The organism is Streptomyces sp. NPDC059201 (assembly GCF_042754585.1).
Taxonomy (GTDB): domain Bacteria; phylum Actinomycetota; class Actinomycetes; order Streptomycetales; family Streptomycetaceae; genus Streptomyces.
Map to the genome: position 1 here is coordinate 87,484 of NZ_JBHZBB010000016.1, position 7,376 is coordinate 94,859.

At 72.1% G+C, this 7,376-nt stretch carries 7 protein-coding genes; 3 read left to right on the top strand and 4 right to left on the bottom strand.

Annotated elements, in window-relative coordinates; all coding sequences use genetic code 11:
* Positions 1-66: 66 nt before the first annotated feature.
* Entirely contained in the window at positions 67-792 is a 726-nt protein-coding gene (locus tag ACFXMG_RS35990; protein WP_383819599.1) for a S1 family peptidase, read from the bottom strand.
* Positions 793-926: 134 nt separating this feature from the next.
* The gene (locus ACFXMG_RS35995; RefSeq protein WP_383819601.1) at positions 927-1,718 is read right to left on the bottom strand and encodes a metal-dependent hydrolase; all 792 of its coding nucleotides are present in this window, start codon (positions 1,716-1,718) and stop codon (positions 927-929) included.
* Between the two features lie 132 nt (positions 1,719-1,850).
* Here ACFXMG_RS35995 and ACFXMG_RS36000 point away from each other — a divergent pair, with 132 nt between their 5' ends.
* A complete protein-coding gene (locus ACFXMG_RS36000) occupies positions 1,851-4,364 on the top strand; it encodes a DEAD/DEAH box helicase (protein ID WP_383819604.1) in 2,514 nt (837 codons plus the stop codon).
* A gap of 16 nt (positions 4,365-4,380) precedes the next feature.
* Positions 4,381-5,244 carry an acyl-CoA thioesterase gene (locus tag ACFXMG_RS36005; protein ID WP_383819607.1) on the top strand — a complete coding sequence of 288 codons (864 nt, stop codon included), beginning with the start codon at positions 4,381-4,383 and terminating at the stop codon, positions 5,242-5,244.
* 41 nt (positions 5,245-5,285) lie between these two features.
* Here ACFXMG_RS36005 and ACFXMG_RS36010 read toward each other — a convergent pair whose 3' ends face one another.
* Entirely contained in the window at positions 5,286-6,356 is a 1,071-nt protein-coding gene (locus tag ACFXMG_RS36010; RefSeq protein ID WP_383819609.1) for an RNA ligase (ATP), read from the bottom strand.
* Between the two features lie 144 nt (positions 6,357-6,500).
* Entirely contained in the window at positions 6,501-6,728 is a 228-nt protein-coding gene (locus ACFXMG_RS36015) for a DUF6011 domain-containing protein (RefSeq protein ID WP_383819612.1), read from the bottom strand.
* 37 nt (positions 6,729-6,765) lie between these two features.
* On the opposite strand from ACFXMG_RS36015, the gene ACFXMG_RS36020 reads away from it, so the two are divergent.
* On the top strand, positions 6,766-7,248 hold the full coding sequence (locus ACFXMG_RS36020) for a glutathione peroxidase (protein WP_383819615.1): 483 nt from the start codon (positions 6,766-6,768) through the stop codon (positions 7,246-7,248).
* Positions 7,249-7,376 lie beyond the last annotated feature (128 nt).

The window sequence follows — 7,376 nt, forward strand, 5'->3', positions numbered from 1 at the left end:
GTCCGGCCCGGCCGGGGGGATGTGGCCCGCGCGGCGGCGCGCGGGCCACATCCCCCCGGGCGGCGGTCAGACGCCGGCGACCGACTGGATCCAGGAACGGTAGGCCGTCACGTTGGTGTACGCGGTGGTCGTCTGGCGGTCGCTGGTGGAGGCGACCCCGACCTGGATGCCGTTCGCCATCATCGGGCCGCCGGAGTCCCCGCCGGCGGTGATGCCGTTGCCGCGCCGGGCGCAGATCGCCGAGCCGTTGTACGCGTCACGGCAGCCGCCGGTCACCGTCACGTCGGCGACCTTCAGGTAGCGGGACTGGCAGTTGGCCTCGGAGCCGCACTGGGAGGTGGCGCCCCAGCCGTAGACCTGGACGCTCTGTCCGACGCTCACGGAGCCGGGCTGGCCGAGCCGGGCGTAGGTCGCCGTCACGGAGCGGTCCAGGCGCACCAGCGCGAGGTCGGAGCTGTGGGTGTACGTCTGGATGCCGTTGGCGACGGTCCCGCCGCTGTGCTGGTCGAGGCTGCCGATCCGGAAGGACAGCCCGCCCCCGGTGACGCAGTGCTTGGCGGTGAGGATCCAGGTGGGGGCGATGATCGTGGCGGAACAGGTCTCCCTGCCGTTGGAGAGGAGCCGGGCCGCCCAGGGGCCGCTCTGGGCGTGGCCGCCGCCGATGATCGGCTGGACGGCGACGGCGTCGGCGCGGGCGGGCGTCTGCTCCGACGCGGTGGCGGCGGGCGCGAAGAGGGCGAGCACGGAGAGCGCGGCGGCGGCGGCCGACGCCCATATGCGGTGCGTACGCAAGGTTCCTCGTCTCCGACGGCACACGGAAGTGCCGCCTGTGGGGGGAGTGGGTGGAACCAGAGTCGTCACGCGTGGGGCCCCCGGGTAATCCCGTTCGGCCATAACACGGCGTTATCCCCGCGCCGCGGCCCGCGTCAGAAGAACCCCAGCGCCGAAGCTCCGCCCACCCCGCCCAGCAGCATGAAGACCGGCATGAGGACCTTCAGCTCGACCCAGCTGCCGGCCCGGAAGCGCATGCCCTTGGGCGGGCCGATCGGGTACCAGCGCTTGCGGCCGATGGGGATCGGCCACAGGATCGGGCAGCCGGAGACGGTGAGCGCGTCGCCGATGTCGTGCACGAGGGCGCCGAGGACGACCGGCAGGCCCAGCCACAGGTACTCCTGGCCGGGGCCGGTGAAGAGCCAGTCCGAGCCGTTGCCCGGCTGGTCGAGGACCCCGGCGAGGATCCACGCGCTGGTCGCGCCGAGCAGCCAGACCAGGACGTCGCTGGACATCCGGGCGGCCCGCCACAGCAGCCCCTCGACCGCGAGGACGAGGTGGACGAAGAGGATCGCGAGGACCGCCCAGCGCCCGCCGGTGACGGCCGCGACCGAGCAGCCGCCGCCGATGAGGACCGCCCACAGCCAGGTGTGGGTGAGGGTGCGGTGGCCGCCGGAACGGCGCGGGTCCTGGGGGCTGCGGGTCGCCTTGTAGACGGCGTACGACAGCTTGTCGACGACCTCGCACAGGACCCGGGAGACGGGGCCGAAGGCGCGCGAGATGGTCGCCGACTTGTGGTCCAGGTCGGGGGCGAGGGCCGCGCCCGCGCACAGCAGGGCTCCCACGAGCAGCACCGGCCAGGGCATCGGGTGGTCGAGGGCGGCCGCGGCGGCTCCCACGCCCAGCCAGGCCGCCGCTCCGGACAGCGAGTGCGCCGGTCCCATCATGGTCGGTGTCGCCCCGTTTCTCCCCTGCCGGCGCCGAGTTGACGACCGGTCGACGGAGCAGCCTATCGGGCATGATCTTGGCATTCGACAGCCGGTTCCCTCATCCGAGCGGAATGAAGGCAAGATGGGAGCGTGACCCTTATCGATCAGCTGCCGCCGACCGCCGACCCCGACGCCCTCTTCGAGGCGTTCTCCGCCTGGACGGAGGAGCGCGGCATCTCGCTCTACCCGGCGCAGGAGGAGGCGCTGATCGAGGTGGTCTCGGGGGCGAACGTCATCCTGTCGACCCCCACCGGGTCCGGGAAGTCGCTGGTCGCGGCGGGCGCGCACTTCACGGCGCTCGCGAACGACCAGGTCACTTTCTACACGGCGCCGATCAAGGCGCTGGTGTCGGAGAAGTTCTTCGACCTGTGCAAGATCTTCGGCACGGAGAACGTCGGCATGCTGACCGGCGACGCGTCCGTGAACGCGGACGCGCCCGTCATCTGCTGTACGGCCGAGGTGCTGGCCTCGATCGCGCTGCGCGACGGCAAGGACGCCGACATCGGCCAGGTCGTCATGGACGAGTTCCACTTCTACGCCGAGGCGGACCGGGGGTGGGCCTGGCAGATCCCGCTCCTCGAACTCCCCCAGGCGCAGTTCGTGCTGATGTCGGCGACGCTCGGCGACATGGCGATGTTCGAGAAGGACCTGACCCGGCGCACGGGCCGGCCGACCTCGGTGGTCCGCTCGGCGACCCGGCCGGTGCCGCTCTCGTACGAGTACCGGCTCACGCCCATCACCGACACCCTGACCGAGCTCCTGGAGACCAAGCAGGCGCCCGTCTACATCGTGCACTTCACGCAGGCGCAGGCCGTCGAGCGCGCGCAGTCGCTGATGAGCATCAACATGTGCACGCGCGAGGAGAAGGACAAGATCGCCGAGCTGATCGGCAACTTCCGCTTCACCACCAAGTTCGGCCAGAACCTCTCGCGATACGTCCGCCACGGCATCGGCGTGCACCACGCCGGCATGCTGCCGAAGTACCGGCGGCTCGTGGAGAAGCTGGCGCAGGCCGGTCTGCTGAAGGTGATCTGCGGGACGGACACCCTCGGCGTCGGCGTGAACGTGCCCATCCGCACGGTGCTCTTCACCGCCCTCACCAAGTACGACGGCAACCGGGTGCGCACCCTGCGCGCCCGTGAGTTCCACCAGATCGCGGGCCGGGCCGGGCGGGCCGGCTTCGACACCGCAGGGCTGGTCGTCGCCCAGGCGCCCGAGCACGTCATCGAGAACGAGAAGGCGCTCGCGAAGGCGGGCGACGACCCGAAGAAGCGCCGCAAGGTGGTCCGCAAGAAGGCCCCCGAGGGCTTCGTCGCCTGGAGCGACACCACCTTCGAGAAGCTTCAGACCGCCGAGCCGGAGCCGCTGACCTCCCGCTTCAAGGTCACCAACATCATGCTGCTGTCGGTGATCGCCCGGCCGGGCAACGCCTTCGAGGCGATGCGCAAGCTCCTGGAGGACAACCACGAGCCGCGCCGCAACCAGCTCCGGCACATCCGCCGGGCCATCGCGATCTACCGCTCGCTGCTCGACGGCGGAGTGGTCGAGCAGCTCGACACACCGGACGCGGAGGGCCGCACGATCCGGCTGACCGTCGACCTCCAGCAGGACTTCGCGCTGAACCAGCCGCTGTCCACCTTCGCGCTGGCCGCCTTCGACCTGCTGGACCCGGAGTCCCCCTCGTACGCCCTCGACATGGTCTCCGTGGTCGAGTCGACGCTCGACGACCCGCGCCAGATCCTCGCCGCCATGCAGAACAAGGCGCGCGGCGAGGCCGTCGGGCAGATGAAGGCGGACGGCGTCGAGTACGAGGAGCGGATGGAGCGGCTCCAGGACATCTCATACCCGAAGCCGCTGGAGGAGCTGCTCTGGCACGCGTACGACGTCTACCGGAAGTCGCACCCGTGGGTCGGCGACCACCCGGTCTCGCCGAAGTCGGTCATCCGTGACATGTACGAACGGGCGCTGACCTTCACCGAGTTCACCTCCTGGTACGAGCTGGCGCGCACCGAGGGCATCGTCCTGCGGTACCTCGCGAGCGCGTACAAGGCGCTCGACCACACCATCCCGGACGACCTCAAGACCGAGGACCTGGAGGACCTGATCGCCTGGCTGGGCGAGATGGTGCGCCAGGTGGACTCCTCGCTGCTCGACGAGTGGGAGCAGCTGGCCAACCCGGAGATCCAGACGGCGGAGGAGGCGCAGGAGAAGGCCGACCAGGTCAAGCCGGTCACGGCCAACGCGCGCGCCTTCCGCGTCCTGGTGCGCAACGCGATGTTCCGGCGGGTGGAGCTGGCGGCGCTCGACAAGGTCGGCGAGCTGGGCGAGATGGACGCCGAGTCCGGCTGGGACGCGGACGCCTGGGGCGAGGCGATGGACGCGTACTGGGACGAGTACGAGGACCTGGGCACCGGCCCGGACGCGCGCGGCCCGAAGCTGCTCGCGATCGAGGAGGACGCGGCGCACGGCCTGTGGCGCGTCCGGCAGACCTTCGCCGACCCGAACGGCGACCATGACTGGGGCATCAGCGCGGAGGTGGACCTGGCGGCCTCCGACGAGGAGGGCCGCGCGGTCGTCCGCGTGACGTCGGTCGGACAGCTGTAGGAAGGAGGACGCCATCGTGACGAACCCCGCCGACAGGCTGGTGGATCTGCTCGACCTGGAGCGGATCGAGGTGAACATCTTCCGCGGCCGCAGCCCGCAGGAGTCGCTCCAGCGGGTCTTCGGCGGGCAGGTCGCCGGCCAGGCCCTGGTGGCGGCCGGGCGGACCGTGGACGAGGACCGCCCGGTGCACTCGCTGCACGCCTACTTCCTGCGCCCGGGGCGGCCCGGCGTGCCGATCGTCTACCAGGTGGAGCGGGTGCGGGACGGGCGGACGTTCACGACCCGCCGGGTCACGGCCGTCCAGGAGGGCCGGACGATCTTCAACCTGACGGCCTCCTTCCACCTCCCGGAGGAGGGCGCCTTCGAGCACCAGCTGCCGCCCCGGCACCTGGTGGACCCGGAGAGCCTCCCCGGGCTCGCGGACGAGGTCCGCGACCACCTCGGCGGGCTGCCGGAGGCGATGGAGCGGATGGCGCGGCGCATGCCCTTCGACATCCGCTACGTCGACCGGCTGCGCTGGACGAAGGCCGAGGTCAAGGACGCGGACCCGCGCAGCGCGGTCTGGATGCGGGCGGTCGGGCCGCTGGGCGACGACCCGCTCGTGCACACCTGCGCGGTGACGTACGCCTCCGACATGACGCTGCTCGACGCGGTGCGGATCCCCGTCGAGCCGCTGTGGGGCCCGCGCTCCTTCGACATGGCGTCGCTGGACCACGCGATGTGGTTCCACCGCCCGTTCCGGGCCGACGAATGGTTCCTGTACGAGCAGGAGTCCCCGGTCGCGACCGGCGGCCGGGGACTGGCCCGCGGCCGGATCTACGACCGAGAGGGCCGGATGCTGGTCTCGGTGGTCCAGGAGGGCCTGTTCAGGAGGCTGTGACCCGCCCGGTCACAGCCTGCGGCCTGCGGCCCGGGCCCGGGTCACTCGTACTCGGTGCCGCCCTTGCGGGTCAGGTAGGCCGGGCTGACCGCCTTGGCGACGGCCCGGCCGCCGGTGACCGGGCTGTACCGCTCGACGGCCGGCCGGACGACGACGCCCTCCCGGAGGTGGGCGGCGCTCCCGGAGACGGTCTCGGCGCCGCTCGCGTGGGCGAGGACGGTGTCGAGGTCGTACGGGCCCTCGTACAGGCGCGGGACGAGCGGGACCTCGCCCGGCTCCAGGACCCCGGCCGGGTCCAGCCAGCGGACCTGCCCGTCGATCTCGGCGGACACGTCGAACAGCGCGTAGCCGATGTCCTCGCGGCGGGCGTCGGCGCCGTATCCAAGATCCTGGACACCGGATCCGTACACCTCGCCGAAGAAGCCGACCCGGGCGGCGCCGAGGCGGGCGGCGAGCCGCTCGGCGACGGCGGGCAGCCCGTGTGCGTGAACGGCCCGCCAGTACAGGTTGCGCGGATCCTCCTGGAGGGCGAGCCCCTTGGCGCCGAACCCCTTGGACGAGACGTGCGTCCGGCCGCCGTCGGCGACGTACGTGAACAGGCAGGCCGTGCCGTGGATCTTCTCCGTCAGGACGACCCGCTCGCCCGGCTCGAAGATGCCCGGGTAGCGGTGCAGGTTCTCGATGTCCACCCAGGGCAGCAGGTCGGGCGCGGCCTCGACGTCCCCGCTCATGGTCGGCGGGACCGGCGGCACCCACTTGGTGATCCCCAGTACCTCCGCGAAGTCGGCCCCGTCGGCGGCGGCCCGGTCCAGGTCGACGCCGGCCAGCGCGGCCGGCCGGCACACGATCCCCTGCGACAGCTCCCCGCGCAGCCGCACCGCCTTGACCCGGTCCGACGCCTTCCCGGCCAGCCGCCCGGTCAGCCCCAGCTCCGCGACGAGCGCGGTGGGCAGCACCGCCTGCTCCGGGATGTACACGGCGGTGTCGCCGGTCCGGTACGCCCCCTTGGCGACGACGGCCCGATAGAGCCCGACCTGCGCCAGCTCAAGGGCGTCGGCGTTCGGGTGCGGATGGACGGTGAGGACTTCGGCGGTGACACGCAGGGTGGACATGGCTCAGGACTCCGCTCTCGGTGGTCGGCGTTTCTCTCGCATCGCCGGCCACTCTGGCAGTGGGCGAAACCCGTGGCCCACCGGATTTCCCCCTGATAGCGTCGCGATCTTCGCCGGGCACCGCCCCGGACGCAGCCGATGGCCTCAGTCCGCTGACGGGCCCAGGCCCGGCAGTGGGTCCTGCTCGACCTCGTGGCGGCGGGTGCGGATGTCGGGGGCCGGCGGGTGGAGTTTGGCGTCGCAGGTGGGGCCCAGGCCGGTCCGGCGGGAGTCGGCGCCGGTCAGCGGGCGGCCGCAGAGGCGGCAGCGGACGAGGCGGGGCGACGCGCCGGGGGCGGAATCGACCGCGATTGCCAGGGGTTCTTCACTCATGTTGTCATCGCAGCCTAGTCTCGACGAGGAGTTCCCCATGAGTCTGTACGACATTCCGCTGAAGAACCTGGCCGGCGAGCCGGTCTCCCTGGCCGACTACCGGGACCGGGCCGTGCTGGTGGTGAACGTGGCCTCGAAGTGCGGCCTCACCCCGCAGTACGAGGGCCTGGAGCGGTTGCAGAAGACGTACGGGGAGCGCGGTCTGACCGTCGTCGGCGTGCCCTGCAACCAGTTCCTCGGGCAGGAGCCGGGCTCGGCCGAGGAGATCCGGAGCTTCTGCTCCACGACGTACGGCGTCACCTTCCCCCTCCTGGAGAAGGCCGAGGTCAACGGCGACGGCCGCCACCCGCTGTACACGGAGCTGACCCAGGTCGCGGACGCCGAGGGCGAGGCCGGTGACGTGCAGTGGAACTTCGAGAAGTTCCTGATCTCCGCCGACGGCACCGTCACCCGCTTCCGTCCGCGCACCGAGCCGGAGGCCCCCGAGGTCGTCGCGGCGATCGAGGCGCTCCTCGTCTGAGCTTCCTCGTGGGGGTGGGGGGGGGGGGGGGGCGCCCCCCCCCCCCCCCGGGGGGGGGGGGCGGGGGCGGGGGCGGCGGCCCGGCGGGTGGGGGGGGTTGAGACGCACGACGGCGCCGGGAGGACCAG

Excerpts from the sequence above, each read along its gene's own strand:
- ACFXMG_RS35995 (WP_383819601.1), bottom strand. The coding sequence starts at position 1,718 with ATGATGGGACCGGCGCACTCGCTGTCCGGAGCGGCGGCCTGGCTGGGC.
- ACFXMG_RS36010 (WP_383819609.1), bottom strand. The coding sequence starts at position 6,356 with ATGTCCACCCTGCGTGTCACCGCCGAAGTCCTCACCGTCCATCCGCAC.
- ACFXMG_RS36015 (WP_383819612.1), bottom strand. The coding sequence starts at position 6,728 with ATGAGTGAAGAACCCCTGGCAATCGCGGTCGATTCCGCCCCCGGCGCG.
- ACFXMG_RS36020 (WP_383819615.1), top strand. The coding sequence starts at position 6,766 with ATGAGTCTGTACGACATTCCGCTGAAGAACCTGGCCGGCGAGCCGGTC.